The 23,494-nt window shown below is 44.8% G+C and carries 18 protein-coding genes, 1 tRNA gene and 1 pseudogene; 11 read left to right on the top strand and 9 right to left on the bottom strand.

Annotated elements, in window-relative coordinates; translation table 11 throughout:
• Window positions 1–27 precede the first annotated feature (27 nt).
• From prfA to ybaK, 7 genes are all read left to right on the top strand, one after another.
• Window positions 28–1,116, top strand: coding sequence for a peptide chain release factor 1 (gene prfA / locus OCU36_RS03805; protein WP_261839096.1), 1,089 nt, complete (start codon window positions 28–30; stop codon window positions 1,114–1,116).
• Window positions 1,117–1,121: 5 nt separating this feature from the next.
• Window positions 1,122–1,994 (top strand): peptide chain release factor N(5)-glutamine methyltransferase, encoded by an 873-nt coding sequence (prmC, locus tag OCU36_RS03810; protein ID WP_261839097.1) that lies wholly within the window; start codon window positions 1,122–1,124, stop codon window positions 1,992–1,994.
• 160 nt (window positions 1,995–2,154) lie between these two features.
• The gene (locus OCU36_RS03815) at window positions 2,155–2,538 is read left to right on the top strand and encodes a SirB2 family protein (RefSeq protein ID WP_261839098.1); all 384 of its coding nucleotides are present in this window, start codon (window positions 2,155–2,157) and stop codon (window positions 2,536–2,538) included.
• 27 nt (window positions 2,539–2,565) lie between these two features.
• Window positions 2,566–3,375 carry a SirB1 family protein gene (locus OCU36_RS03820; RefSeq protein ID WP_261839099.1) on the top strand — a complete coding sequence of 270 codons (810 nt, stop codon included), beginning with the start codon at window positions 2,566–2,568 and terminating at the stop codon, window positions 3,373–3,375.
• Window positions 3,376–3,400: 25 nt separating this feature from the next.
• Window positions 3,401–4,252: a 3-deoxy-8-phosphooctulonate synthase gene (gene kdsA, locus OCU36_RS03825; protein WP_261839100.1), complete on the top strand. Its 852-nt coding sequence runs from the start codon at window positions 3,401–3,403 to the stop codon at window positions 4,250–4,252.
• A gap of 439 nt (window positions 4,253–4,691) precedes the next feature.
• A complete protein-coding gene (gene ushA / locus OCU36_RS03830; RefSeq protein WP_261839101.1) occupies window positions 4,692–6,353 on the top strand; it encodes a bifunctional UDP-sugar hydrolase/5'-nucleotidase UshA in 1,662 nt (553 codons plus the stop codon).
• 104 nt (window positions 6,354–6,457) lie between these two features.
• A complete protein-coding gene (gene ybaK, locus OCU36_RS03835) occupies window positions 6,458–6,931 on the top strand; it encodes a Cys-tRNA(Pro) deacylase (protein WP_261839102.1) in 474 nt (157 codons plus the stop codon).
• A gap of 127 nt (window positions 6,932–7,058) precedes the next feature.
• On the opposite strand, the gene rluF is transcribed toward ybaK, so the two are convergent.
• Together rluF and smrA are read right to left on the bottom strand one after the other, a co-directional pair.
• Window positions 7,059–8,159, bottom strand: a complete 1,101-nt coding sequence (gene rluF / locus OCU36_RS03840) for a 23S rRNA pseudouridine(2604) synthase RluF (protein WP_261839103.1) — start codon at window positions 8,157–8,159, stop codon at window positions 7,059–7,061.
• A gap of 218 nt (window positions 8,160–8,377) precedes the next feature.
• On the bottom strand, window positions 8,378–8,959 hold the full coding sequence (smrA, locus tag OCU36_RS03845) for a DNA endonuclease SmrA (protein WP_261839104.1): 582 nt from the start codon (window positions 8,957–8,959) through the stop codon (window positions 8,378–8,380).
• A gap of 299 nt (window positions 8,960–9,258) precedes the next feature.
• On the opposite strand from smrA, the gene OCU36_RS03850 reads away from it, so the two are divergent.
• Window positions 9,259–9,335: transfer RNA gene (locus OCU36_RS03850), tRNA-Pro, on the top strand.
• Between the two features lie 116 nt (window positions 9,336–9,451).
• On the opposite strand, the gene OCU36_RS03855 is transcribed toward OCU36_RS03850, so the two are convergent.
• The gene (locus OCU36_RS03855; protein ID WP_261839105.1) at window positions 9,452–10,333 is read right to left on the bottom strand and encodes a TraB/GumN family protein; all 882 of its coding nucleotides are present in this window, start codon (window positions 10,331–10,333) and stop codon (window positions 9,452–9,454) included.
• 402 nt (window positions 10,334–10,735) lie between these two features.
• Here OCU36_RS03855 and OCU36_RS03860 point away from each other — a divergent pair, with 402 nt between their 5' ends.
• Both OCU36_RS03860 and OCU36_RS03865 read left to right on the top strand, forming a co-directional pair.
• Window positions 10,736–13,387: a beta-N-acetylhexosaminidase gene (locus OCU36_RS03860; RefSeq protein WP_261839106.1), complete on the top strand. Its 2,652-nt coding sequence runs from the start codon at window positions 10,736–10,738 to the stop codon at window positions 13,385–13,387.
• A 533-nt stretch (window positions 13,388–13,920) separates the two neighbouring features.
• Window positions 13,921–14,577 carry an oligogalacturonate-specific porin KdgM family protein gene (locus tag OCU36_RS03865; protein WP_261839107.1) on the top strand — a complete coding sequence of 219 codons (657 nt, stop codon included), beginning with the start codon at window positions 13,921–13,923 and terminating at the stop codon, window positions 14,575–14,577.
• 256 nt (window positions 14,578–14,833) lie between these two features.
• Here OCU36_RS03865 and OCU36_RS03870 read toward each other — a convergent pair whose 3' ends face one another.
• Both OCU36_RS03870 and OCU36_RS03875 read right to left on the bottom strand, forming a co-directional pair.
• Window positions 14,834–15,274, bottom strand: a complete 441-nt coding sequence (locus tag OCU36_RS03870; protein ID WP_261839108.1) for a DUF411 domain-containing protein — start codon at window positions 15,272–15,274, stop codon at window positions 14,834–14,836.
• Window positions 15,264–18,048 (bottom strand): annotated as a pseudogene (locus tag OCU36_RS03875) (heavy metal translocating P-type ATPase). Before OCU36_RS03875 ends, OCU36_RS03870 begins: the two are co-directional and overlap by 11 nt.
• Window positions 18,049–18,378: 330 nt before the next feature.
• Here OCU36_RS03875 and gltX point away from each other — a divergent pair.
• Complete coding sequence (gltX, locus tag OCU36_RS03880; RefSeq protein ID WP_261839110.1) at window positions 18,379–19,806, top strand: glutamate--tRNA ligase; 1,428 nt, start codon at window positions 18,379–18,381, stop codon at window positions 19,804–19,806.
• 84 nt (window positions 19,807–19,890) lie between these two features.
• On the opposite strand, the gene OCU36_RS03885 is transcribed toward gltX, so the two are convergent.
• The 4 genes from OCU36_RS03885 to OCU36_RS03900 are packed head-to-tail and all read right to left on the bottom strand — an operon-like array spanning window position 19,891 to window position 23,489.
• Entirely contained in the window at window positions 19,891–21,114 is a 1,224-nt protein-coding gene (locus OCU36_RS03885; protein ID WP_261839111.1) for a beta-ketoacyl-ACP synthase, read from the bottom strand.
• Window positions 21,111–21,836: a 3-ketoacyl-ACP reductase FabG2 gene (locus OCU36_RS03890; RefSeq protein WP_261839112.1), complete on the bottom strand. Its 726-nt coding sequence runs from the start codon at window positions 21,834–21,836 to the stop codon at window positions 21,111–21,113. Before OCU36_RS03890 ends, OCU36_RS03885 begins: the two co-directional genes overlap by 4 nt.
• Window positions 21,833–22,297 (bottom strand): hotdog family protein, encoded by a 465-nt coding sequence (locus OCU36_RS03895; protein ID WP_261839113.1) that lies wholly within the window; start codon window positions 22,295–22,297, stop codon window positions 21,833–21,835. Before OCU36_RS03895 ends, OCU36_RS03890 begins: the two co-directional genes overlap by 4 nt.
• Window positions 22,290–23,489 carry a beta-ketoacyl-[acyl-carrier-protein] synthase family protein gene (locus OCU36_RS03900; protein ID WP_261839114.1) on the bottom strand — a complete coding sequence of 400 codons (1,200 nt, stop codon included), beginning with the start codon at window positions 23,487–23,489 and terminating at the stop codon, window positions 22,290–22,292. Before OCU36_RS03900 ends, OCU36_RS03895 begins: the two co-directional genes overlap by 8 nt.
• Window positions 23,490–23,494: the final 5 nt, after the last annotated feature.

The raw sequence follows: 23,494 nt of genomic DNA on the forward strand, positions 1-23,494 counted from the left end.
ATACGACCCCTATTAAGATAAGACATTATGAAAGCCTCGATTCTAACAAAGCTTGAAACACTGGTTGAACGCTATGAAGAAGTTCAACATCTACTTGGTGATCCCGATGTACTTGGGAATCAAGACAAATTCCGTGCCTTGTCAAAAGAGTATTCTCAATTAGAAGAGGTGACGGGATGCTTTAAATCATACCAGCAAGCTCAAGAAGATTTAGAAGCTGCTGAAGAGATGGCAAATGAAGACGACGCAGAGATGCGTGAAATGGCTCAAGAAGAAATCAAAGATGCGAAAGCGAACATTGAACGTCTGACTGATGAGCTACAAATTCTTCTTATTCCAAAAGATCCAAACGATGAACGTAACTGTTTCTTAGAGATTCGTGCCGGTGCGGGTGGTGATGAAGCGGGTATCTTTGCGGGTAACCTTTTCCGTATGTACTCTAAATTTGCTGAGAAAAAAGGCTGGCGCGTCGAAGTGATGAGCAGCAATGTTTCAGAGCAGGGCGGCTTTAAAGAGATGATCGCTAAAATCAGTGGCGACAGTGTGTACGGTACCATGAAGTTCGAGTCTGGCGGTCACCGTGTGCAACGTGTACCGGAGACTGAATCTCAAGGTCGAGTTCATACGTCAGCGTGTACGGTTGCAGTGATGCCAGAGATCCCTGAAGCGGATCTACCAGAAATTAAAGCGGGCGATCTGAAAATTGATACTTTCCGTGCATCTGGCGCGGGTGGTCAGCACGTTAACACCACGGATTCAGCTATTCGTATTACGCACTTACCTACTGGTACGGTAGTCGAATGTCAAGATGAGCGTTCTCAGCATAAAAATAAAGCGAAAGCGATGGCTGTTCTCGCGGCTCGTATCGTTCAAGCTGAAGAGGAGCGTCGTGCTGCTGCGATTTCAGATACACGTCGAAACCTACTCGGTTCTGGTGACCGTAGTGACCGTATTCGTACCTACAACTACCCACAAGGTCGTGTTTCTGATCACCGAATTAACCTCACGATCTATCGTTTGAATGAAGTATTGGAAGGTGATATGCAGAGTCTGCTTGATCCTGTTCTACAAGAGCATCAAGCTGACCAACTCGCGGCACTTGCCGAACAACATTAATGACCATGCAGTCGGTATATACGCTTGAAAGTGCGTTAAAGTCAGCAATCGCACAACTACAAGAGGGTGAAAATACATCACCCTCGATTGATGCAGCGGTGCTGCTTTGCCATGTCTTAGATAAACCAAGGTCTTACCTGCTGACTTGGCCTGAAAAGCATCTATCTTTAGAGCAAGAATCTGAATTTAATGCCCTTCTAAAGCGCCGTCTCACGGGGGAGCCTGTTGCTTATATTGTGGGTGAACGTGAGTTTTGGTCATTGCCGTTAAAAGTCTCTCCTGCGACATTGATCCCGCGGCCCGATACCGAGCGTTTAGTTGAAGTGGTGTTAGACAAAACGTATGGCAAACAAGGGGCGATTCTCGATTTAGGGACTGGTACCGGTGCGATTGCTTTGGCACTGGCATCGGAGCTGCCGAACCGACAAGTGACAGGGATTGATCTTCGCCCTGAAGCACAAGAAATCGCGATAGAAAACGCGCAACGGCTAAATATTACGAATGCCACATTTTTGCATGGCAGTTGGTTTGAGCCTTTAATTTCAGAGCATTCTGAAGTGAGCGATGTTAAGTTCTCTTTGATCGTCTCTAATCCACCTTACATTGAAAAAAATGATCCTCATTTATCTCAAGGTGATGTGCGTTTTGAACCGATTACAGCGTTAGTTGCAGAAGAGAAAGGTTTAGCTGATATTCGGTACATTGCTGAAAACGCACGAAGTTTTTTAGAAAACGAAGGTTGGTTGGCATTTGAACACGGCTATGACCAAGGTTTGGCGGTACGTGAAATCATGCAGACACTGGGTTATGTCGATATTGTGACAGAGAAAGACTACGGTGGTAATGACCGGGTGACATTGGGTCGTTACGACTTCTAGCTTGTTCTTTTCTACTGGCTGATAGGGTCAATAGAGAATCGGTTTGGACGAATTTGATACATTTAGCTCGATAATGCATTTAACGCAGAAATACAGGGCATTAACGGGTATTGTTTGGTTCGTGTTAACGAATGCACATATAAAAATATAAAGGAATACCATGTACGAAGGTTTAAAACATTTTCACCTATTAACGATAGCTCTAAGCGCGCTACTGCTTTCGATTCGTTTCGCTCTGATGATGGCGAATTCACCGATGCTGAAACACCCTTTCTTACAGCGTTTTCCTCATATTAATGACTCGTTACTGCTGTTATCGGGTATTGGTTTAATTTTTATGACGGGCTTTATTCCGTTTACCCCTGCTGCTCCCTGGTTAACAGAAAAACTGACCTGTGTAATGGCTTACATCGCATTAGGTTTCTTCGCGCTTAAATTAGGTCAGAACAAGTTATTGAGAGTGTTCTCATTTTTCGGAGCTCTAGGTTGGTTAGTGATGGCTGGAAAAATCGCGATGACGAAAACACCAACATTTTTCGGTTAATGATCTCCTTATTTCGGTTAACTATCTATGTACGAATTTTTTGATGAAGACTTTGACCAGCTAGAATTAGCGGAAGGTGCATTGATCTTAAACAAAGCGATTAATCCAGAGACTCAAGATCGTTGGGCTGAGCAAGAGCTAGCAAGGTTGTTAAAAGAAGCTGAGTTGACTTTGGTGGATGAAACCAATGAACAGCAAAAGTTTGAATCTTTTATCCGACTGTTTTTCTATGAGTGGGGTTTTGCTGGAGATAAAGACGCATACTTCTCTTCGGAGAACGCATTTCTCGATAAAGTGCTTGAGAGAAAGAAAGGGATTCCGGTAAGTCTTGGAGCTATCTTTCTTTTTCTGGGTCGCAAGCTAGGGTTTCCTGTTGAGGGAGTCTCTTTTCCGACTCAGTTTCTCCTTAAGATCAGTTGGTATGGTCAAACTCCGGTCTATATTAACCCTTACAATGGTGAGTATGTCGGTGAGCAAACGTTGCGAGCATGGCTTATTGGTCATAATGGACCACTCGCGAAACTAAAAAGCGATCATTTGAAAGTTGCCGACCACCCAACAATTATTGGGAAGTGGTTAGCGTTAATCAAAAGTGCACTGCTGCGGGAAGAGCATTATACGCTGGCGTTAAAGTGCACAGACCTTGCTTTAACATTTGTCCCCGATGATCCTTATGAAATCCGCGATCGTGGTTTTATTTATCAACAATTGGATTGTCATCAGGTTGCTGTAGCCGATTATCAATATTTTATCGCTCAGTGTCCAAATGACCCGGCATCTGAGTTATTGAAATCTCAAGTGAACGCCATGAACGAAAAGACCGTGGTTGTTCACTAATCCGTAATTATTTAGAGAGAATATCATGGAACAGAAGACAGTTTATATTGGCGATATGCCAATTGCTAACGACAAGCCATTTACGCTATTTGCAGGCATGAATGTTCTTGAATCTCGCGATCTTGCAATGCAGATCTGTGAGCACTACGTGAAGGTAACAGAGAAGTTGGGTATCCCTTATGTATTTAAGGCGTCTTTTGACAAAGCGAACCGCAGCTCTGTTCATTCATACCGTGGTCCAGGTATGGAGGAAGGTCTTAAAATCTTCCAAGAGTTGAAAGATACATTTGGCGTGAAGATCATCACTGATATTCACACTGAAGCACAAGCTCAGCCTGTTGCTGATGTGGTTGATGTCATCCAACTTCCTGCCTTCCTTGCTCGTCAAACTGACCTTGTCGAAGCGATGGCTAAGACAGGTTCGGTTATCAATGTGAAGAAGCCTCAGTTCATGAGCCCTGATCAAGTGGGTAATATCGTTGATAAATTTGCGGAATGTGGCAACGAAAATATCATTCTTTGTGAACGTGGCTCTTGCATGGGTTATGACAACCTCGTTGTTGATATGCTGGGTTTTGGTGTCATGAAAAAAGTATCAAACGGCAGTCCAATCATTTTTGATGTGACACACGCGCTGCAAATGCGTGACCCATCAGGTGCTGCATCTGGTGGTCGTCGTGAGCAAACGGTTGAACTTGCTAAAGCGGGCCTTGCTACTGGTGTTGCTGGTCTGTTTCTTGAGGCGCATCCAAACCCTGATCAAGCGCGTTGTGATGGTCCGTCGGCCCTACCTCTAGATAAACTAGAGCCGTTCTTGAAGCAAATGAAAGCGCTTGATGACCTTATTAAAGGCTTCGAGCACATTGATATAAAGTAATCCGAAGACGGTTATTTAACACTGATCAAAACCATAAACGCCTACTTTTAGAAGTGGGCGTTTTTTTATCTTAAAGAGAGTGCTGAGTTCGTTTTTTGGATTTAACGGGTTGTAATTGAAGCATTTAATATCTACTGAGTTGAACATATGAGTGTGACGCCTGTCTTGTTAATCGCAAATTATAGATATGCATCACATTTTCTAGGTAAACGATTGCTTGTGATGCAGGGGAAGTTTGAGTGCAATCTCATAAATTTGTTACACTCAACTCGTGATCTATGCGTGACCAATTCGACAGAAACATGAAATCGTCGTGTTACATCGAGCATGTTAATTTAAAATAACTCACGTTGAAGTCTTATTGTTCGCACTCTAATAAGGGGGCGCAATAGGTCATAAAAAAGCAGTGGATTCCCCTAAAAAGTTCAAAGGTATGACAATGAAGCAACGCCTTATTCTAAAGACAGCACTCAGTGCTGCAATCCTAGCGACACTTGCTGGGTGTGCATCTCAATCAACTCATGATTGGAAGCAAGACCAAACTTACAAGCTTACTATCCTGCACACAAATGACAATCATGGTCGTTTCTGGCAGAACAAATATGGCGAGTACGGCATGTCTGCACGTAAAACGCTTGTTGATCAAATTCGTGCAGAAGTTAAAGCTGAAGGCGGTAGCGTATTGCTTTTATCTGGTGGTGACATTAACACGGGTGTACCAGAATCAGATCTGCTGGATGCTGAACCGGATTTTAAAGGGATGAATAAAATTGGTTACGATGCGATGGCATTAGGTAACCACGAGTTTGATAACGCACCAGACGTACTTAAAAAACAGATTGACTGGGCTAACTTCCCGGTATTGTCGGCAAACATTTACGATAAAGCGACAGGCAAACGTAAGTTCCAAGCTTACGAGATACTAGAAAAGCAAGGTATTAAAATTGCGATTATCGGTCTAACAACGGAAGATACAGCAAAAATTGGTAACCCTGAGTTTATTGCCGGTATCGATTTCCGTGACCCGAAAGAAGAAGCGAAGAAATTGATCGCAGAACTTAAAGAGACTGAGAAACCAGATTTGATTTTTGCTGTGACTCACATGGGTCACTACGAAAATGGTCAACGTGGCATCAACGCTCCGGGTGATGTAGCACTGGCACGTTACCTAAATGAAGGCGATCTAGATATGATCGTGGGCGGTCATTCCCAAGAGCCTGTCTGTATGGAAGGCCCGAACGTTGTAAATAAAAACTTCAAGCCGGGTGATGAATGTAAACCTGATATTCAAAACGGTACTTATATCGTTCAAGCTCACGAATGGGGTAAGTATGTAGGTCGTGCTGATTACGAATTCCGCAACGGTGAGTTGAAAATGGTGAGCTACAATCTAGTCCCTGTTAACCTTAAGAAAACCATTAATGTTGATGGCAAGAAAGAACGTGTGCTGATTCAAGATAAAATCGAGCAAGACCCAGAGATGCTTAATTTCTTGCGCCCTTTCCAAGAGCAAGGTAAAGCACAGCTAGATGTTAAAATTGCAGAAACAAACGGTAAGCTTGAAGGTGATCGTGATGTCGTTCGTTTCCAACAGACTAATCTAGGTCGTTTGATCGCAACCGCTCATATGGAAAGAGCAAAAGCAGACTTCGCAGTGATGAACTCGGGTGGTGTGCGTGACTCAATCGAAGCTGGCAATGTCACTTACAAAGATGTGCTGAAGGTTCAACCTTTTGCAAACATCGTGACTTACACAGACATGACTGGTAAAGACGTGCTGGATTACCTAAATGTTGTTGCGACGAAACCTGTCGACTCTGGTGCTTATGCGCAGTTTGCTGGCATTTCAATGACCGTCGCAAACGGTAAAGTATCGAATGTATTCATCGGTGGTAAGCAGCTTCGTTTAGATGAAACATACCGTTTCACAGTGCCAAGTTTCAACGCGGCAGGTGGTGACGGCTATCCTAAACTAACGGATAACCCAGGTTACGTGAATACCGGTTTTGTGGATGCTGAAGTACTAAAAGAGTACCTAGAAAAGAACAGCCCTGTTGACGTGAATAAATTTGCACCTTCAGGTCAAATTGTTTACAAATAACTGAATCAATAGGTGTGAAAGTAGATTGACTCTAGCACCATGATAAATTTAACTAAAGCGACGCTAAGGCGTCGCTTTTTGTTTATCTATCGTTTGGACTTGTTATGACCCCAGCAATCAATCTTGCCAAGAAAAAGAAAATTCCTCATACCGTGCATCAGTATCATCACGATGCGAATAATACCAATTATGGCTTAGAAGCGGTTGAAGCGTTGGGGCAGGATCCTCAACGTGTATTCAAAACACTTTTATTTTGTTTGAACGGTGTTGCTAAAGATTTAGCAGTGGCCGTTATTCCAGTCGATCAAAAGCTAAACCTCAAGCTTGCAGCAAAAGCGGCGAAAGGTAAAAAAGCAGAGATGGCGAATCCTGATATTGCACAGAAAACCACGGGTTATGTGGTGGGGGGAATCAGCCCACTTGGTCAGAAGAAAGCCTTACCGACCTTTGTTCACTCGACGGCCACCAGTTTTGAAACGATATGTGTGAGTGCAGGGAAGCGAGGACTAGAAATTGAATTAGCCCCACAAGACTTAGCACTGCTGACTCGCGGCCAGTTTGCAGATCTATGTTTGTAGATTGCCGTCGTTATGGCGATAAGATTATCGAATGACAAATAGAAACGCCCACTAGGCTAACCGAGTGGGCGTTTCTATATCGAGTGTCAATCCTGAAATGTGTTTGCACATTGAGGATGAATGGTGACTACTTCTTCAGGCCTAAAGTACCGCCAACACGCTTGGGTGCCGGTTTGTTTTGTCTGTTTGAATCTGACTTACTGCTGCTATGGTTGCGATTGCGATCTGAACGGTTTTTGTCTGAATTTGGACGCTCTGAACGAGAGTTCGATTTCCAGTTTTCGGTGTTGCCACCCGTTTCATTATTCGACGAATTACGGCCACGCTTCGAGTTTGGCGCGTGACGGAATTCATCCGCATTGTTACCGCGGTAAGTGCGCGTGCGGTTCTCGTTTTGATTGCGGCGCGCTGTTGAAGTTTGGTTCTCTTCACGGCTGTCAAACAGCTTCGCGTCAGTCGCTTTACGAATACGTTGACCTTTTGCGTTCACTTTTGACGCATCCTCAGTACTGACTGAGCCTTCACACATCGCCAAGATCTCAGTGATCTCTGCGTCGCTTAGATAGCGCCATTTCCCGTTAGGAATGCCGTCTAGTGAGATGTTCATAATACGAACGCGGCGCAACTTAAAGACTTCGTAACCCAATGCCTCACACATACGGCGAATTTGGCGGTTAAGGCCTTGCGTTAATGTGATTCGGAACGAAAACTTGGTCTCTTTCTCTACTTTACAGGGTAAAGTAACCGTATCAAGAATAGGCACACCAGCGCCCATTTGCTTCAAGAACTCCGTTGTAATCGGCTTATCGACACGTACCACATATTCTTTCTCGTGGTTATTACCGGCACGTAGGATTTTGTTTACGATGTCGCCGTCATTGGTCAAGAAGATAAGGCCGTCAGAGGGCTTATCTAGGCGACCAATCGGGAAGATGCGTTTGTGGTGGCCGATGAAGTCGACGATGTTGCCAGGAATATCACGCTCAGTTGTACAGGTAATGCCCGTCGGTTTATTGAGGGCAATATAGATCGGCTTCTCTTTTGAACGTACCGGTTTATTGTCGATCTCAACATCATCACCAGGCAAGACTTTCGTCCCCATCTCAGGGATCTTACCATTAATAGTGACTCGCCCTGCATCGATCAGTTTATCGGCTTCACGACGTGAACAAAAACCAGTTTCACTGATGTATTTATTAAGGCGTTTAGCTTGGGATTCTTGTGACATGATATTCTCTTAGCGTTTCACAACGGAAATATAGATAAGCAAAAAGCAACTATGGACAGTTGCTTTTGCGTTTTAATTGGTTAACTGGCGCAATTTTAACATTTAGTGTGGGCTTCGGCACTAAATATCTATTTCGCTGTTTAATATGCTTAACAGATCAATATGCTGAACAGAATGCTCGAAGAAGATGGCCTCTTTTTTACTCAGTTTTTGCTGGTTTAGCGAGTTCGCTTTTGGTGACGCTCTCTATTTTCTAGTTTTTTGTCATTACTTTTTCTAAGCATGACATAAACAGCACCAGTGCCACCATGAAAGGGTTGTGCTGAGTGAACACATTGAACATCATTAATTTGCGACAACCAATTGGCCACATAGCTTTTCATCATGGCTGGTGGGTTCGAACGTTCACCCTTACCATGAACAATGATGACGGTGCGAACATCCATTCTTAGACACTGGCGTAAAAATGAAAGCACTTCGTTACGCGCATCTTTTAATGTTTTCCGATGGAGATCGAGCTTGGCTTGAATGGGGTACTTACCTAAGCGCAGCTTTTTATACACGCCTTCTTGAACGCCGTCTTTTTTATACTCAATAACGTCTTCAGGTTTCAACATCGGGGCGTAGTCGAGAGAGAGGTAATCTTTTTCATCCTCTGACAGCCACATCGCCGCTTCACGCTTTGCCAGTTGAGACTCGGTTACTCGATGCACTTTTTGATGCTCAGCGGTGTCATGGTCGATACGTTTGACATCGCCCATCATTTCTTGGAATAGATCTAAGTCGTTATCATGAGACATAGTGTTTATCTCAAGTTGGAGAAGGATTGGTTAAGTATACCTAAGTTGGTATTGGGTTTAAAAATGAAAAAACAGAAGTGGTGAGAGAAGTCTATTCTGGTGTAAAGCGTGAGGACGCTTTTCAGAAAGAGATGGCATTTATTGATGGCGGTCGGTTTTTCGGCATATTGGCCTCTATCTTGTACGTCTTTTGTTCTAACGGATAATGATTGTAAAAAAGAGTGGAAAAAGCGCTTGCGGATAAATTTAGAATCCGTATTATACGCTTCATCGACAGGCAATTAGCTTGTTAGATGTCTCGGTGAATAGCGCAGCTTGGTAGCGCATCTGGTTTGGGACCAGAGGGTCGGGGGTTCGAATCCCTCTTCACCGACCACATTAAGAAAAAGGCTCCTCAGAAATGAGGAGCCTTTTTCGTTTCTTCTCTTTGCGTTGCGAGATCTCATCGCAGGGTATCTAGTCTCTCAACGCTTTGTTTTTTCTGTGTACGGCTTACTTACGATCGGAAAATTGGCATTGCGCTGGTTGGCTTTGTGACTGTTGAGTAACATTGAACCCTTTCTCTTCTAATCGCTGCAAAAGGTTGCCTTCTCCAATTAGATGCAAGGCGCCAACCACGACCAAGTAGCTTCCTTTTGGGGTGAGTTTCCAATCATTGGCCGATAGTTTGTTTGCCCAGTCTATATTGCGATCAGTTAAGAATGCTTTCTCCAGTTCTGGTGACATCTCAGACAACTCTGCGAAGTCTGACAGGTTGACTAAATCACCGGCTTTCCAACTTTCAATTAGGCAATGAGCCACACGATCAGCTTGGTCAAACTCATTGAGGCTGCTGACTAACCACTCCTTACCGTCATCCTTTTGTTTTGTCATCAGATCGATTTGGAATTGAAGAGGCTCTAAACTGATCAGCGGAATATCTTGGGTGGTCGCTTTGTGGACTAGCGAGGCATCAACACCGTCGGCAGAACCATACCCCAGGTTCTTTAACTGTTGCATTTGTATCGAAAGAGAAGTTGCCCAAGGCGGTGAGATGAGCAGTTGTTGCGTCGGCATACCGAGTGATTTTGATATGTCGGTTAATAATTGCAGCTGTTCTGTATTGAGTACATCGGCAGTCGTGAGTTTATTGTGGGGATACACGATGCCATCAGACTTTCTGATGTCCGTTTCGATCACTAACCCATCACTGTTTTTTAGTGCGTCGGTGATTGCTAAAGGAAGTGGGTACATACTCTCGTCCCCAACGTGCACCGAACCCAAAATAGTGAGAGTTACCCCCTCTTTTTTTGCCTGCCAATAAAGAGGCTCAGCGACCGCTTGCTGTGCTGAACAAGCGAGAGTGAGTAACATAAGGGACAAAAATGCGCGCAAATAAAACTCCTTAGGGAATATAAACTCGTTAAAAGAAAATTGACGGCGTTTTTTAACGGTTTTTTTTGAGGACGATGTCACGTTGTTTGTACGAAAAGTATAACAACCTAAGCAAGCGCTTAAACCTTTCTCTCTATTAACGGCTCTATTTTATTCAATCCTTTAAAAAGAGTGTGATTCAATTCTCAATTTTTACGTCAAAATAAAACTGACGTAAGTGTCGTTTGGCATAACTATCTGATTTTTATTTGATTAATTTTATCACTGTTTTTGGGATTTGAAGCCGATCACTGTATTTACTTAATTTAATTCACGGCAAAAAATAAGCCCATATAGTTTATTTAACTTTTGAAGCGCTCCACTTTGCTTCTTACTCGATTTTTAAATTTATGGGTGAATACGATGTTGAAGAGAAACTTACTATCGGTCGCGGTATTGGCGGGTTTGGCGGGTTGTGCGGTGACACAAGCGCCAGAACAAAAGGTGGTGAATACACTGGCTGATAACCTGGATGTGCAATACGAAATCTTGACCAACCACGGTGCAAACGAAGGCATGGCTTGTCAGGACTTAGGCGCAGAGTGGGCGTCATGCAATAAAGTTAACATGACGCTAACTAATGATGGTGAAGCGATTGACTCAAAAGATTGGGCCATCTACTTCCACAGCATTCGTCTTATCTTAGATGTTGATAATGAACAGTTTAAAATCACTCGTGTAACCGGTGACTTACACAAGCTAGAACCAACAGAAAAATTTGACGGCTTTGCGGCGGGTGAAGAAGTGATTCTTCCACTAACTAGCGAGTACTGGCAACTGTTTGAAACCGACTTTATGCCTGGCGCATTTGTAACAGCGCCAAACGCCGAACCTAAGATGATCGCTTCATTGAACACGGAAGATGTCGCGTCGTTTGTAACCGGTTTAGAAGGCAACAACCTTAAGCGTACACCGGATGACAACAACGTCATGGCGACGGCTGTTACGCGTTTCGAAAAGAATGCGGATCTAGCAACGCAAGACGTATCCACCACTTTACTACCAACGCCAATGTCGGTAGAAGCCGGTGAAGGTTCAGTCAGCATTGCTGGTGGTATTGCTCTACCTAAAGACGCATTCGATGCTGAGCAATTCGCAGCAATTGAAGAACGTGCAGATGTGGTAAACGTAGATGTGAGTGGCGACCTACCTGTGAGTGTTGCTGTTGTTCCTACTCAGTTTACGGGTGATTTAGCGAAATCTGGCGCTTATGAACTCAGCATCTCGGAAGAGGGGATTGCAATTAAAGCGTTTGATAAAACAGGCGCTTTCTACGCAGTTCAGTCTATTTTTGGCCTAATAGACAGTCAGAACGCTGAATCATTACCACAACTGTCGATCCAAGATGCGCCACGCTTTGACTACCGTGGTGTGATGGTGGATGTTGCTCGAAACTTCCACTCAAAAGATGCCATCCTAGCGACGCTGGATCAAATGGCAGCCTACAAGATGAACAAACTGCACCTTCACTTAACGGATGATGAAGGTTGGCGTTTAGAAATCCCAGGTTTACCAGAGCTAACGGATGTGGGGTCTAATCGTTGTTTCGATTTGGAAGAGCAAAGCTGTTTACTGCCTCAGCTAGGTTCAGGTCCAACAACAGACAACTTCGGCTCTGGTTTCTTTAGTAAAGCGGATTACGTCGAGATCTTAAGCTACGCAAAAGCGCGCAGCATCGAAGTTATCCCAGAGATTGATATGCCAGCACACGCTCGTTCTGCTGTGGTATCAATGGAAGCACGTTACACTCGCCTAATGGCGGAAGGGAAAGAAGCGGAAGCGAACGAATACCGTCTGATGGATCCACAAGATACATCGAACGTGACCACGGTTCAGTTCTACGATAAGCAAAGCTTCATTAACCCATGTATGGAATCGTCGACTCACTTTGTTGATAAAGTGATCTCTGAAGTGGCAGCAATGCACCAAGAAGCGGGTGTTCCGCTAACGACTTGGCACTTTGGTGGCGATGAAGCGAAAAACATTAAGTTAGGCGCTGGCTTACAAGATATTAATGCAGAAGACAAAGTGGCATGGAAAGGTAACATTGATTTATCTAAGCAAGATAAGCCGTTCCAACAGTCTCCACAATGTCAGAAATTAATTGTTGACGGTACAGTCAGCGATTTCGGTCACCTGCCAAGCCACTTTGCAGAAGAGGTGTCTAAAATTGTGGCAGAGAAGGGCATTCCACACTTCCAAGCGTGGCAAGATGGCCTGAAATACAGTGAAGGTGAAGAAGCGTTTGCAACAGAAAGTACGCGCGTTAACTTCTGGGATGTTCTTTACTGGGGCGGAACTTCATCCGTTTACGACTGGTCTGCGAAAGGTTATGACGTCATTGTTTCTAACCCAGATTACGTATACATGGATATGCCATACGAAGTAGACGCAGCAGAACGTGGTTACTACTGGGCAACGCGTGCAACCGACACTCGTAAGATGTTTGGCTTTGCTCCAGAGAACATGCCACAAAACGCAGAAACGTCATTAGACCGCGATGGCAATGGTTTCTCTGGTAAAGGTGAGATTGAAGCGAAACCTTTCTACGGTTTATCAGCGCAACTTTGGTCTGAAACCGTACGTACCGATGAGCAGTATGAATACATGGTATTCCCACGCGTTCTTGCTGCAGCTGAGCGAGCATGGCACCGAGCGGATTGGGAAAACGACTACAAAGTGGGGGTTGAGTACTCTCAAGATACTGACTTAGTGAATAAGCAGGCTCTAAACAGTGACTTTAATCGTTTCGCGAATATTGTTGGCCAACGTGAGCTGGCTAAGCTTGAAAAGGCGGGTATCGATTACCGACTGCCAGTTCCGGGTGCAAAAGTGGTTGATGGCAAGCTTGCAATGAACGTTCAATTCCCTGGTGTAGAGCTTCAATACTCAACGGATGGTGAACATTGGCTGACTTATGATGAGCAGCAACGTCCATTGGTTTCTGGTGAAACGTACATCCGCTCCATCTCTGAAAGTGGCCAGAAAGTCAGTCGAGTGACTTCGGTTAAATAATCAATAAGTAACATTAATAGAAAAGCTCTCTAGCTTTTATCTGACTTAGATAAAAAGCGGGAGCTTTTTCCGTCTCAGTCATGTTGGGTGTTTGTTTTAAATTGAAATACCTAGACACTGTCTTTGTTTATATCGTCAACAATGCACACAAAGTGACTTTCGTCGCAAAAGTGACGCGCTTCTCATTATTCTCATTGAAAAATAAGTCTCTCATAAAAAACTCTAAATTCGGTGTGACTGAACCATCTTAATCCAGTTTTTTTAGCATGAAATAACGTGATCTCGATCTGTTATTTTTATCATTTAGCTTTTTATGATTTTTTTATGTTTTTAAGTGATTGTTTTTTAACGTGTAAATAACTTTTTATTTTTTTATAGTGAGAGAGATCACTCTACTTATACTTTTATTTTGAAACGCAAATTAATTCGAGCAACATAGATTTCATGCCAGGAAGGCTATCAATTACTCAAGCGGTGAAGGTGTATGATATACCGAAGATATGCCGCTAAAAATCAAACTAAGGCAGTTTACTATGAAAAAAATTATCGCTCTAAGTGCACTTTCTCTTGCTTTCGCTTCTAGTGCTTTTGCTGGTTCTTCTTACGTTACAGGTAACGTTCAATTACACTCTGATTTCCAACCAAACGTGAGTTCTACTCTAGAAGCCGGTCACACGTTTGATTCAGGTACAACGCTACTAACTGAGTTCGATGGTATTTCACTTGGTAAATACGATGATGCTGCTCTTCAGGATAAGAACATCGGGAACTCGCCATACATCACTTTAGGTGTTGAGCAAATGTACCACGTCAACGATAACCTATGGGTTGCTATTGGTTACCACCACCTACTGAATAACGGTGAAACGGTTCAGTACCGCCCACTAGTTAAGATTGGTTACAACTTCGATAACGGTATTTCTATCAGTAACCGTACTCGTTACCACGCAATGGAAGACAGCAAAGCCGATGACCAAACTCGTTTTGATAACCGCATTGCTTACGCAGTAAATGATGAATTATCTCTAAGCTACAACAACGTATACGTTATTAGTGATGCTGACAACACAATGGACCACGAGCTTCGTGCTACATGGACTCGCCAAGGTGTTCAACCTTACTTTGAGTACCGTAACCAAGCTGATAATGCAAACAACGCATTCGTATTCGGTGCTTCTTACGGCTTCTAAGCCGATTCACTTGGCTACTTAGTCGATAAGATGATTAGCCAAATGAGCTTCTTAGCTAAATCGTTTTTTTGTTCAATAACGTCTTAGCTAATTAGCGAGAGGAGCATAGCGGTACTAACAGCCCGGTTGGTACCGCAAAAAATTGCTTTACTGCCCAAGACAAAGAGCCTAGAAAGAAAATCCGGTATTGGTTTTTCTTTCTAGGCTCTATCTTTATGGCTTCTTTAATATTGCTTGGTGTCAGTTCTTTTGTGCTCTACTTTCCGTTGTAGTGGCGGTATTCAAATTTCTGACCTTGCTTATTAAACGCATACACCGAGTACTCGTCTTTCTTATCGCCATACTCCATACCTGATGATCCTATAGGCATACCCGGAACGGCTAAGCCAATCGCGTTGTTTGGTGGGTTATCTAAAAATGCTTTGACGTCTTCTGGTGAAATATGACCCTCAAATACGTAACCGTTGATCTCTGCTGTGTGGCAGGCGGTGAGTTCTGACGGTATCCCCATTTTTTGTTTGATTGGGTTCATGTCATTATGGAGTTTCTCTGTGACATTGAAACCAGCATCTCTCATATGCTCAGTCCATTGTGTACAACAGCCGCAGTTTGGTGATTTATGGTTGATCACATCGGTAGCTAAAGCTTGGCCTGAAATGACAGCGAGTGCCGTAAGCGTCATAAGTTTACGAATCATGGTTAACCTCGTGAATGTGGTGTTTAGTAATATTGGAATGAGTGGGTTTGAACAATCTCAGCCGATTGGCATTGCTGACAACAGTAATTGACGACATCGCCATTGCCGCACCTGCCACGACAGGGCTGAGCATAAAGCCGAAAAATGGGTAAAGCACGCCGGCCGCGATGGGAATACCGAGCGAGTTGTAAATGAAGGCTCCAAACAGGTTTTGTTTCATATTTCTCACCGTCGCTTGGGATAGCTCGATCGCGTTGCTGACCGATAATGGCGATGAGTTAAGGAGTGTCATTTGTGCACTTTCGATCGCGACATCACTGCCACTGCCCATTGCGATACCTATATCTGCTTGAGCAAGAGCGGGGGCGTCGTTAATGCCGTCTCCGACCATAGCGACACTCTTATATTGCTGCTGAAGCTGAACAATGTGTTGCGCTTTCTGATCAGGAAGCACTTCCGAGATAACTTCGTCTATACCCACGATATGACCAATTGCTTGAGCTACAGAGTCGTTGTCGCCTGTTAACAGTACAGTGTGAATTCCAGCGGATTTCAGTTGAGCTATCGCCTGTTTGCTGTCTACTTTTAATGCGTCTGAAATGCCCAATATGCCTTCCAGTTTTTGGTCAATCACGACGAAAATAGGAGTCCATGCTTGCGAGCGGCAAAGCTCGATAAAATCGGCACCAATGTCGGTATTAATGCCTAATTGGGCTAGGTATTTAAGCGAGCCAACTTGCACGTTCTTACCGTTAATCGTTGCTTGAACCCCAAGCCCTCGTTGGTTCTCAAATTGGCGGTATGGGAGAGCTGAAATGTCCAAACTCTCTGCATATTGGCAAACGGCTTTGGCGAGTGGGTGCTCAGAACCTACTTCTACTGAGTAAGCGTAAGCCAGTAATTCTTGTTCCGTTAGATTAGAGTAAAAAGCTTGTTGGACGGTTGGTTTGCCTTGGGTTAACGTGCCTGTTTTGTCAAACACAACCGCATCAATCTTGCTGGCAGACTGTAATACATCCGCATCTTTAATAAGAACCCCAAACTCAGCCGCTTTACCCACGCCAACCGTAATCGAAAGCGGTGTCGCTAGGCCTAATGCACAAGGACAAGCGATGATCAGTACGGTGGTTGATACCACTAACATGTAACTGGCGCTTGGTTGCGGCCCCACAAAAAACCAAACTAAGGCGGCAACGACTGCGATTGTGACGACAACCGGAACGAAAACAGCTGAGATAGAATCGGCTAGCTTAGCAATCGCCGGTTTACTGCTTTGTGCTTGGCGTACCATCTGAATGATTCGAGCCAGCATGGTACTTGAACCAATCCCTGTCGCCTCAATGATCAGGCTACCATCACCATTTATGGTGCCAGCAGAAACGCCATCATTAATTGATTTAACGTTGGGCAGTGGTTCACCGGTCAGCATCGATTCATCGATATAAGATTCCCCCGATACCACCACACCATCAACCGGTATTTTTTCTCCGGGTTTTACTCGAACTTGCATGCCGACTTGGATCGCTTCTACGGCGATGGTTTGATCTTTGCCATCGACGATAACCACCGCTTTTTGAGGCTGTAAGTTGATCAGGGCTTGTAACGATTTTGTGGTCCGCGCTTTGGCCTTAGCTTCAATGTAGTGCCCTAAAGAGATAAGGCCGATAATCATCGCACTGGCTTCAAAGTAAACATGACGGGATGCTTCAGGAAACCATGATGGAATCAGTACCACCAGCATAGAATAGAACCATGCTGCGCCAGTACCTAAGGCGACCAAAGTATCCATGGTCGCGCGTTTATGCATGAGAGACTGCCAAGCATTAGTGAAGAAACTACGACCTGAGGTAGCCAGCAGTATGAAACAAACGACACCAACCAAGCCCCAAGCCAGTTGCTCGTTAAATGTAGTAATGGTCATGCTGCCGCCAAATAGGCCCCATGCCATTAACGGAGCACCGATAACCAGCGCGCTAACGGAATTTTTTAGGAAAGCTTTTTGGGTGCGAAATTGTTGCTCTTGTTGTTTTTGTTGTTGAGTTGCCATGTCATCAACAAACTCGGCACCATAACCGGCTGATTTCACAGACTCTATTAGTGCGTTTTCGATGACGTCTCGAGTTTTTGAGGTAAAAATCAAAGCGGTTTGTTCTGCCAGGTTGATCTGAGCTTGGTCAACGAACTCGTTCTTTTTCAGTGCTTTTTCTACAGAAGAAACACAACTCGCACACGTCATTCCCTCAATCACAAGGTGATAGGTATATTGGCTAGCGGCAGGTTTAGCCGCTTTGGGTTCTACTGACGTCGGTTTTTTCGTTTCTTCTGAATCTGAACTTGGTAAAAGCTCATCCGTGGCAGAGTCGGAGGTTGCCTGATAGCCAACACTTTCAACTACCTCAATCACTTCTGATTCTGAAAGCAGGGTCACCAGCGATAATTCATGCTTGCTGACGGCTAGGTTTGAGGCTTGTTCGGTTTGCTCAAGAGCTTGTGTCAGTTTGTTGACACACTTACCACAGTTAAGACCTGAGAGCGAAAAATGCAGCTTATTGCCCATGCTATAACCCAGAGTCGTTAATTGCTCGCTGAGTTGAGCGTAACTAAATGGAGTCGAAATATCGATGTAGGTCGGTGATATATCATTGATCGTTGTGTTGTCGAGATCGGCAAACAATGTGCGAACTTTCTTCGCACAACCCATGCAATTTAGGCCGTTGAGCGCGGTTGTGTAATGGTTCATATCGATACCTCCAATTCTCATCTATGCCTAACATAAACCTTCCTGTAAGGGTAAGGTCAAACATAAATTCAAGAATTTTGTCTTAGTGGTCTATGAAGGGGGGAGCTAAGTTTGTGGAATGGGCGAGAGTGGAAGAAAAGCATGACTATAATCGACTGGTTTCGGTTGTCGGTTTGTAGGTCGAGGCAGAATTTGACCTGTCTACACAGGCTTTCGTACAAGATAAGCGCATTAATCATTCACTACTGATTGTAGATTTAAACGTTGGTGATAAAATAGCGCCCAAAATTTAGTGATATTTGTTGATTACAGGTTTTGTAATGATGAGCACTAAAAGAATCACCTACATAATCAAGGTATTTAAATGACGGTTAAAACTCGTTTTGCTCCTAGCCCAACTGGCTATCTTCACGTTGGTGGTGCACGTACTGCACTTTACTCTTGGCTATTCGCTAAAAACCAAGGCGGTGAATTCGTTCTGCGTATCGAAGACACAGACCTTGAGCGTAACTCTCAAGAAGCGGTTGATGCAATTCTAGAAGGCATGCAATGGATGGGTATGGAATGGGATGAAGGTCCTTACTACCAATCTCAGCGTTTTGACCGTTACAACGAAATGGTTGATAAGCTACTAGCTGAAGACAAAGCATTCAAATGCTATGCGTCTAAAGAACTGCTTGATGAAATTCGAGCAGAGCAAGAAGCAAATAAAGAGATGGCTCGTTACGATGCGAATCACCCTAAAATTGTTGCAGCAAACGAAGCAGCAAAAGAAGGTGATGCGTGCGTTATCCGTTTCCGTAACCCTAAAGAAGGCAGCGTAGTTTTTGATGACCAAATCCGTGGTCGCATTGAAATTGCGAACAGCCAACTTGATGACCTCATCATTCGTCGTACAGACGGTGCACCAACATACAACTTCGTAGTGGTAGTGGATGACTGGGATATGGGTATTACACACGTTGTTCGTGGTGAAGACCACATCAACAACACACCTCGTCAAATCAACATCTATGAAGCACTAGGCGCGCCAGTGCCAACTTTCGCTCACTGTGCAATGATTCTTGGTGACGACGGTGCGAAACTGTCTAAGCGTCACGGTGCTGTATCGGTAATGCAATACCGCGACGAAGGTTACCTACCAAATGCACTCAACAACTACCTCGTTCGTTTAGGGTGGTCTCACGGTGACCAAGAGATCTTCTCTCAAGAAGAGATGATTGAATTCTTCAGCCTGAATGCTATCAGCAAGTCTGCTTCTGCATTCAACACGGAAAAGCTGCGTTGGTTGAACAACCACTACATCAAGACTTCTGAGCCTGAGTACGTTGCGAAATACCTGCAATGGCACCTAGACGCACAGAAGATCGACACAACCAATGGCCCAGCGATCACTGAAGTGATCAAGCTCGTTGGCGAGCGTTGTAATACGCTTATCGAACTTGCCGAGCAATCTCGTTACTTCTACGAAGACTTCTCTGAGTTTGAAGCGGGCGCAGCGAAGAAGCATCTACGTGGCGTGGCTAAAGGCCCACTAGAGCTTGCTCTTGCGAAGGTTGAAGTGCTTGAAGATTTCACTACTGCAAACATCAAAGAGGGTGTGATTGCTGCCGTATGTGAAGAGCTAGAGATCGGTATGGGTAAAATCGGTATGCCACTTCGCGTAGCAGTAACTGGCGGTGGTCAGTCTCCTTCTGTTGATGCCGTGATGGAGCTTGTGGGTAAAGAGCGGGTAATCGCTCGCATCAAGATGGCTCTTGAGTTCATCGCTGAGCGTGAAGCTAACGCTTAATTGAGCAATCGCTAGATTTAGAAAAGGGTCAGTAACTTAGTTGCTGACCCTTTTTATTTGCCTCGAATTTTATCTTACTAATGTTTAGATTTTTTTGAAGATGATAGAAGTGTTGATGCCGCCAAAGGCAAAGTTGTTGCTCATCAGATAGTTAACATCCAATTCGCGGCCTAAGCCTGTAATGTAGTCAAGCTTGCCACACTGTTCATCGATGTTCTCAAGGTTTAAGGTTGGACTGAACCAACCGCTGTGCATCATCTCTAAACTTAACCAAGCTTCAATGGCACCACACGCGCCAAGCGTATGACCAAAGTAGCTTTTCAATGAGCTGATCGGCACTTCACCGAAAATATTGGCCGTCGCATTACTCTCTGCAATATCGCCTTTTTCGGTTGCCGTGCCGTGCGCAGAAACATAGCCAATCTTCTCAGCTGGAAGCTGTGCGTCTTTCAGCGCTTTCTCCATACAAATTTGCATGGTTTCCATTTGCGGTTGGGTTACATGAGCAGCATCGCAGTTGCTAGCAAAACCAATGATTTCTGCGTAGATCTTTGCACCACGAGCGACAGCATGTTCATACTCTTCAAGTATCAGCGTGCCTGCACCCTCACCAATAACAAGGCCGTCGCGATCACGATCATATGGACTTGGAGACTTCTTTGGTGTGTCGTTTTTTAAACTGGTCGCAAAAAGGGTATCGAAAACGGCAGATTCAGTTGGGCATAGCTCTTCACCACCACCAGCCACCATCACGGTTTGGTAGCCGTGCTTAATGGCTTCATAGGCATAACCAATCGCCTGGCTTCCTGAAGTACACGCACTGCTGGTGGGAATCACGCGGCCGCGCAGACCGAAGAAGAGACCCACGTTTACCGCAGCGGTGTGTGGCATCATTTGAACGTAAGTGGTTGCTGTGATCGCTCGTGTCGACTTATCGTTCAGCATCACGCCAAACGCACCAATGGCGTCGGTACTGCCGGTTGAAGAACCGTAAGCGATACCCGTCTCACCATTGGTCAACACATCGTGACCAATTAAGCCGGCTTGCTCTAATGCATTCTCAGTAGCAACCGTTGCTAGGCGTGATACACGGCCCATGCCACGCACTTGTTTACGCTTATAGTGTTTTGGCAGCTGGAAGTCATTAATTGGCGCGGCAAGCTTAGTGTTGAGACCATCGTACTGCTCAAAGTTTGGCATATATTGGGTGGCGTTTTCACAGGCTTTTAGTTTCGGCTCGATCTGCTGCCAGTCATTACCAAAGGCAGTAACACCAGACATGCCCGTTACAACGACGCGGCGGGTCATACTAAGCCTCCATTAACGGATATGACTTGGCGAGTGACGTAACCTGCAATATCAGACATTAAGTAGCTCACTAGGCCTGCGACTTCTTCTGACTCGCCCATTCGGCGCAGTGGTACTTGAGGAAGAGCATGATCTTTCACGTGTTCGTCAACCATACCGGTATCGATTAAGCCAGGAGCCACGCAGTTAACGGTGATTTTGCGTTTTGCGAGCTCTAAAGCCAAAGACTTAGTCGCGCCAATTACACCGGCTTTTGCCGCCGCATAGTTAGTTTGACCGCGGTTACCCATGATGCCAGATACCGACGCTAGAGTGACAATACGACCGCCTTTGCGTTTTTGAACCATAGGCATCACACACGGGTGGAGCACATTGTAGAAGCTGTCGAGGTTGGTGTGAATCACGCCGTCCCACTCTTCTTCAGTCATCGCAGGAAATGCCGTGTCACGAGTAATGCCCGCGTTGTTCACTACACCATAGTAAGCGCCGTGTTCAGCGATATCAGACTCAAGCTTTTCGCGACACTCGCTGCGGTTGCTGATATCAAATTGGATAAGACGACCTGATCCACCCAGTTCGGTGATCGACTGCAGCGTCTCTTCTGCACCTTGCTTGTCACTCATGTAATGAACGGCGATTTCAAATCCGTCGTTCGCGAGTTGAATAGCGATCGCTTTACCAATGCCTTTGCTGGCACCAGTGACTAAAACCTGACGAGTCATGATGGGCTCCTAGTTTTCATTTCTTGTAATTTTTGTTCGGTTGGTACGTAGACGTTGAGTTGGCATTGAGCCACTAGCTCACCTTGGTCTTCAACTCTGGCAGTGAACACGGCCATGCCATTGTCTTCCATTAGTTGCTCGGCATAGATATCAAGGGTCTGACCTTGAGTAAATTCATCACACAGTGACTTGTAGCGACGAGAACCGAGTAAGAAACCGATGGGTGGAGTGGTGTCATTTTTCAGTGCATGGTATCCAGACCACGCAGCAACAGACTGTGCCATAAACTCGATACCAACATAAGCTGGGACCGTTTGTGATTCGGCATTAAAGAACAGATTATGAGCACCAATATCGACTTGGCAGTGGATCGACAACGGCTCTACGCTGATTGCACGATCGATTAATATCATCGGTTCATCGTGAGGGAGGAGTTGCTCTACAGAAGGGATATCAGTCATTTACGACACCAAAAATCAGGCTAATGTTGTTACCACCAAAAGCAAACGAGTTGCTTAAGATGTTCTTTACTTTAAGTTTCTGGGTACAGTTTACCAAATCAATCTCAATATCTTCAGCTTTATCCTGACATTTTTGTAAGGGAAGCGGTAAGTCATACTTTAAAATATGCCATGCAATGGCGGCTTCTATCGCACTGGCGGCTCCAAGAGTATGCCCGGTAAGCGGCTTGGTGGAGCTGACGGGAACCTTGTTTGCAAAAATACGATGAATGGCTTTGCTTTCCATAGAATCATTGAGTGGCGTTGCGGTGCCATGGGCATTGATGTACCCAATGTCTTCTGCTTGTAACTGCGCTGAATCTAATGCTTTTCTCATTGCTTGCTCGGCGCCGTTTCCTTCAGGGTGAGGTGCTGAAATGTGGTGTGCATCGGAGCTATCACCGCATCCAAGTAAAGCGATGTTCGCTGTGTTTTGGGGAGAACTCCCCCCCATCAGCTTTGTTTTACTGAGCAACATAAATGCGGCGGCTTCACCGATGTTGATGCCGTCCCTAGTTGCGCTAAAAGGCTTACAATCGGTCGTTGATAGTGCTTCAAGACCATGAAAACCATTGAGTGTTAGTTTACATAAGGTATCGACCCCACCCACTAAGACAGCCTCAACCATCCCAGAATCTAACAAGCGCTGTGCGGTAAGAAATGCCCGACCACTCGATGAGCAAGCCGTTGAAATAACGTAACTTGGGCCGGTTAATGAACAGTGTTGGCTGATGAACTCCGAGGTATTCCCCAACTCTTGCTTAAAATAATGGTAATCCTCAGGAAATGTGTTGTGCGTCAGTTTGTTTTTGAAAGCCGCTTCGCCATCGGAGATCCCTGATGTGCTAGTACCAATAACCACAGCAATTCTATCCGCACCAAATTGCGTTTTCGCTTGCTCGATAGAATCTTTGATTTGATTGAGAGCCGATAGTGCGAGCTGGTTGTTACGAGAGGCGTATTGAGCTTGGTTTGATGGTATTTGGGGCAGTTTTTCTGATATTTTGCCCACGACAGTTTGCTTACCATCGTTGAGCATATTCTCCACTTTAACCATGTTGGATTTGCACTCATTTTTGAGGCAACCATGAATATCAGCGATGCTTGAGCCTAATGCTGAATGGAAACCACAGTCTTGGATGTAAATAGGCATAGTGT

Origin of the sequence: Vibrio artabrorum (assembly GCF_024347295.1) — a bacterium.
GTDB classification, from domain to species: Bacteria; Pseudomonadota; Gammaproteobacteria; order Enterobacterales; family Vibrionaceae; genus Vibrio; species Vibrio artabrorum.

What these genes read in the sequence shown, in the direction of transcription:
- ushA (WP_261839101.1), top strand. Translation starts at nt 4,692, where the DNA reads ATGAAGCAACGCCTTATTCTAAAGACAGCACTCAGTGCTGCAATCCTA.
- OCU36_RS03860 (WP_261839106.1), top strand. Translation starts at nt 10,736, where the DNA reads ATGTTGAAGAGAAACTTACTATCGGTCGCGGTATTGGCGGGTTTGGCG.
- ybaK (WP_261839102.1), top strand. Translation starts at nt 6,458, where the DNA reads ATGACCCCAGCAATCAATCTTGCCAAGAAAAAGAAAATTCCTCATACC.
- OCU36_RS03900 (WP_261839114.1), bottom strand. Translation starts at nt 23,489, where the DNA reads ATGCCTATTTACATCCAAGACTGTGGTTTCCATTCAGCATTAGGCTCA.
- kdsA (WP_261839100.1), top strand. Translation starts at nt 3,401, where the DNA reads ATGGAACAGAAGACAGTTTATATTGGCGATATGCCAATTGCTAACGAC.
- OCU36_RS03895 (WP_261839113.1), bottom strand. Translation starts at nt 22,297, where the DNA reads ATGACTGATATCCCTTCTGTAGAGCAACTCCTCCCTCACGATGAACCG.
- prfA (WP_261839096.1), top strand. Translation starts at nt 28, where the DNA reads ATGAAAGCCTCGATTCTAACAAAGCTTGAAACACTGGTTGAACGCTAT.
- smrA (WP_261839104.1), bottom strand. Translation starts at nt 8,959, where the DNA reads ATGTCTCATGATAACGACTTAGATCTATTCCAAGAAATGATGGGCGAT.
- OCU36_RS03815 (WP_261839098.1), top strand. Translation starts at nt 2,155, where the DNA reads ATGTACGAAGGTTTAAAACATTTTCACCTATTAACGATAGCTCTAAGC.
- OCU36_RS03870 (WP_261839108.1), bottom strand. Translation starts at nt 15,274, where the DNA reads ATGATTCGTAAACTTATGACGCTTACGGCACTCGCTGTCATTTCAGGC.
- OCU36_RS03890 (WP_261839112.1), bottom strand. Translation starts at nt 21,836, where the DNA reads ATGACTCGTCAGGTTTTAGTCACTGGTGCCAGCAAAGGCATTGGTAAA.
- OCU36_RS03885 (WP_261839111.1), bottom strand. Translation starts at nt 21,114, where the DNA reads ATGACCCGCCGCGTCGTTGTAACGGGCATGTCTGGTGTTACTGCCTTT.
- OCU36_RS03820 (WP_261839099.1), top strand. Translation starts at nt 2,566, where the DNA reads ATGTACGAATTTTTTGATGAAGACTTTGACCAGCTAGAATTAGCGGAA.
- gltX (WP_261839110.1), top strand. Translation starts at nt 18,379, where the DNA reads ATGACGGTTAAAACTCGTTTTGCTCCTAGCCCAACTGGCTATCTTCAC.
- OCU36_RS03865 (WP_261839107.1), top strand. Translation starts at nt 13,921, where the DNA reads ATGAAAAAAATTATCGCTCTAAGTGCACTTTCTCTTGCTTTCGCTTCT.
- prmC (WP_261839097.1), top strand. Translation starts at nt 1,122, where the DNA reads ATGCAGTCGGTATATACGCTTGAAAGTGCGTTAAAGTCAGCAATCGCA.
- rluF (WP_261839103.1), bottom strand. Translation starts at nt 8,159, where the DNA reads ATGTCACAAGAATCCCAAGCTAAACGCCTTAATAAATACATCAGTGAA.